At 66.1% G+C, this 3,378-nt stretch carries 4 protein-coding genes; all 4 read right to left on the reverse strand.

Annotated features, from left to right (window positions below):
- Window positions 1-457: hypothetical protein (locus tag WAN02_RS32875; protein WP_422269541.1), on the reverse strand; the 457-nt coding region annotated here is incomplete at its 3' end.
- 45 nt (window positions 458-502) lie between these two features.
- Window positions 503-1,288 carry a triose-phosphate isomerase gene (gene tpiA, locus WAN02_RS32880; protein ID WP_422269542.1) on the reverse strand — a complete coding sequence of 262 codons (786 nt, stop codon included), beginning with the start codon at window positions 1,286-1,288 and terminating at the stop codon, window positions 503-505.
- Window positions 1,289-1,301: 13 nt separating this feature from the next.
- Entirely contained in the window at window positions 1,302-2,513 is a 1,212-nt protein-coding gene (locus WAN02_RS32885) for a phosphoglycerate kinase (RefSeq protein WP_422269543.1), read from the reverse strand.
- A 2-nt stretch (window positions 2,514-2,515) separates the two neighbouring features.
- On the reverse strand, window positions 2,516-3,378 hold an 863-nt coding region (gap, locus tag WAN02_RS32890), incomplete at its 5' end, for a type I glyceraldehyde-3-phosphate dehydrogenase (protein ID WP_422269544.1).

Raw genomic sequence — 3,378 nt, forward strand, 5'->3', positions numbered from 1 at the left:
GATAGCACACGGCTTGTTGCCACCACGGCAGCGACGAACCGCCGAACTGGCCGAACGCCACGCCCACCGACAACATCAGGCCGAATGCCGGTGTACTGGGAGCGATCCCGCCCACCATGCCCGATATCGCACCGGCCACCCCGGCGATGACGGTCTGACCGATGGCGGAGCCGGGTAACAGCAGCGCACCCACGCTGATACCCACCGCGCCGCCGAGGGCCTGGGCGACCCAGGCCCACCACCTCGCGCGGTAGAACCCGCTGTGCAGGAACACAACCGCGCACGCGGCGCCGAGATAAGCCAGGCCGACGAGTTGCAGCTGACCGATGATCGCGCCGGTACCGGCGATCAGCGCCGCGGTGCCCATGGCCCACAGGGCAGGTCCGACAGCCCACGGGGCGCTGGAGGGACGTAGCGCGGCGACGACGCTACGACGCAGCGTCGCAAGCAAATTCATCGGCGTGCCGATCAGAAATGTGACGACGCGGAGGTACGGGGCCCGTCAGGGCAGCGGGCCGCCTGCGGCGATCGCGGACAGCGTCGCGAACTGTTCGCCGTCCAGGGACGCACCGCCGACCAACGCGCCGTCGACATCTTCCTGCGCGACGATGTCGCCGATGTTCTTGGCATTCACCGAGCCACCGTAGAGCACCCGGACGGTATCGGCGATCTGCGGCGACGCCAACGAGCCCAGCTCCTTGCGGACCGCCGCGCACACCTCCTGTGCGTCGCCGGCGCTGGCCACCCGCCCGGTACCGATCGCCCACACCGGCTCGTAGGCGATGACGGTCTTGCCGATCTGATCGGCCGACAATCCAGCCAGCGACCCGCGCAGCTGGTTCTGGCAGTGGCCGACGTGCTCACCGGCCTCGCGGACCTCCAGGTGTTCGCCGATGCACACGATCGGCGTCAGTTCGTGCTTGAGCGCCGCGGCGGCCTTCGCGGCCACCAGCGCGTCGTCCTCGTTGTGGTAGCTGCGCCGCTCGGAGTGACCGACCACCGCGAAGCTGCAACCCAGCTTGGCCAGGAATGCCCCGCTGATCTCGCCGGTATATGCACCGGAGTCGTGCTGCGACAGGTCCTGCGCGCCGTAGGTGAGCCGTAGCTTGTCGCCGTCGACCAGGGTCTGCACGCTGCGCAAGTCGGTGAACGGCGGGATCACCGCGACGTCGACCTTGTCGAAGTACTTGTCCGGCAGCGAGAAGGCGATCTTCTGCACCAACGCGATCGCCTCGAAGTGATTGAGGTTCATCTTCCAGTTGCCGGCTATCAGCGGCTTGCGGGTCATCGTCGTCCTTCGCTCAGGTACTCAACACTTCGAGGCCGGGTAGTGCCTGGCCCTCAAGGTATTCCAGCGAGGCCCCGCCGCCGGTGGAAATGTGGGAGAAGCCGTCGTCGGGCAAGCCCAGCGCGCGCACCGCAGCGGCCGAGTCGCCGCCGCCCACCACGCTGAACGCGCCCTTCGCGGTCGCGGCGGCGATCACTTCGGCCACGCCCTTGGTGCCCGCAGCGAATGCCGGGAACTCGAAGACGCCCATCGGGCCGTTCCAGAAGATCGTCTCCGCGTTGCTCAGCAGTTTGGTGAACCGGATAACCGACCCCGGACCGATGTCCAAGCCCATCTTGTCTTCCGGAATCGCATCGGCAGCAACAACTTTCGACGGCGAATCAGCGGCGAACCTGTCGGCCACCACGATGTCGACCGGGAGTCGGATGACGTCGGCGTAGGTGTCGAGCAATTGCCGGCAGATGTCGATCATCTCGGTCTGCAGCAGCGACGTGCCCACTGAAAGACCCATTGCGGCAAGGAACGTGTAGCACATGCCGCCGCCGATCACGATGCTGTCGGCCTTGCTGGCCAGTTGCTCGATCACTCCGAGCTTGTCGGAGACTTTGGAGCCCCCGAGGATCACCGCGTAGGGCCGCTTCGTCGAACCGGTCAGCCGCTCGAGCACACCGACCTCTTCGGCGACCAGTTTGCCCGCGTAGTGCGGCAGCAGCGTCGCAACGTCGTAAACCGAGGCCTGTTTGCGGTGCACCACCCCGAACCCGTCGGAGACGAAAGCCCCTGTCGGCCCGACCAATTCGACGAGCTCTTTCGCCAGCGCCAGCCGCTCCCCGTCGTCCTTGCTGGTTTCACGCGGGTCGAAACGGACGTTTTCCAGCAGCAGAACGTCCCCGTCGGCCAGGTGCCCGGCACGAGCCCGCGCATCAACGCCCACCACGTCGTCGGCCAACTGCACGTCCTTGCCCAGCTGGTCACCCAGCGCCGCGGCGACCGGGGCCAGCGACAGTTTCAGGTCGGGCTCGCCGGTGGGCCGTCCCAGATGGGCGGTTACCACCACTTTGGCGCCGGCGTCGGCCAGCGCCTTGATCGTGGGCACCGACGCGATGATACGGCCGGGATCGGTGATGACACCGTCGTTGAGCGGCACGTTCAGATCGGATCGAACCAGCACGCCACGACCCGAAACGCCCTGCGCGAGAAGGTCGTCCAGGTTGGGGATAGACACGGCTACAGCGACTTGCCGACCAGCGCGACCAAATCAACGAGGCGGTTGGAGTAGCCCCACTCGTTGTCGTACCAGGACACCACCTTGGCCTGGTTGTCGATCACCTTGGTCAGGCCCGAGTCGAAGATCGAGCTGTGCGGGTCGGTGACGATGTCGCTGGAGACGATCGGGGCGTCGTAGTACTTGAGAATGCCCTTCATCGGACCGTCGGCGGCGGCCTTCATCGCGGCGTTGATCTGGTCGGCGGTGGCCGACTTGGACAACTCGGCGGTCAAGTCGGTAACCGAACCGGTCGGGATCGGTACCCGTAGGGCGTAGCCGTCCAGCTTGCCCTTGAGCTCGGGCAACACTAGGCCGATCGCCTTGGCCGCACCGGTAGAGGTCGGCACGATGTTCAGCGCCGCGGCCCGGGCCCGTCGCAGATCCTTATGCGGACCGTCCTGCAGGTTCTGGTCCTGGGTGTAGGCGTGGATCGTGGTCATCAGGCCCTTGACGATGCCGAACTCATCGTTGAGCACTTTGGCAATCGGCCCAAGGCAGTTCGTGGTGCACGATGCGTTGGAGATGATGTTCTGGCTGCCGTCGTACTTGTCGTCGTTCACGCCGAGCACGATGGTGATGTCCTCGTCGGTCGCCGGCGCGGAGATGATCACCTTCTTGGCTCCGGCGTCGAGGTGGCCCTTGGCCTTGGCGGCGTTGGTGAAGATGCCGGTGGACTCGACGACGACGTCGACGCCAAGGTCACCCCAGGGCAACGCGGCCGGGCCTTCCTTGACCTCCAACGACTTGATCTTGGCGTTGCCGACGACGATGGTGTCCTCGCCTTCCAGGCTGACGTCGAACGGCAGCCGGCCGAGGATCGAGT

Source organism: Mycobacterium sp. (assembly GCF_049281135.1).
Taxonomy (GTDB): Bacteria; Actinomycetota; Actinomycetes; order Mycobacteriales; family Mycobacteriaceae; genus Mycobacterium.

Excerpts from the sequence above, each read along its gene's own strand:
- tpiA (WP_422269542.1), bottom strand. The coding sequence starts at position 1,288 with ATGACCCGCAAGCCGCTGATAGCCGGCAACTGGAAGATGAACCTCAAT.